At 59.0% G+C, this 273-nt stretch carries 1 protein-coding gene; it reads right to left on the reverse strand.

Annotated elements, in window-relative coordinates; genetic code table 11:
* Nucleotides 1-68: 68 nt before the first annotated feature.
* Nucleotides 69-273 (reverse strand): DUF3427 domain-containing protein (locus EIK80_RS25920; protein WP_125159741.1); only part of this gene is annotated, 205 nt, incomplete at its 5' end.

Below are 273 nucleotides of genomic sequence, written 5' to 3' on the forward strand. Positions count from 1 at the left end.
TCATGCTCCACCCCACCTATGGCGACTGTGGAATGGCCGCCGCCGTACGCTTGCGGAGTTGAGAGGCATCAGCTGACCAAATGCCGATAGAGCTCCGGATCGATTTGCCGGGCCAACCGCAGGATCGACAGCGTGACCTTCACGCTGCCTTGTCCGCTTGCGTCAGGTTTGGTGGTGAGCTGAGGGTTGTCAAACGCGGCAACGTGGCCAACGTAGTAGTACTTACCCTCGGCCTCTTCCGCCTTGCGCATAACGAATAACGGGACGAAATGC

The organism is Caulobacter sp. 602-1, assembly GCF_003931565.1.
In the GTDB taxonomy this organism is placed as follows: domain Bacteria; phylum Pseudomonadota; class Alphaproteobacteria; order Caulobacterales; family Caulobacteraceae; genus Caulobacter.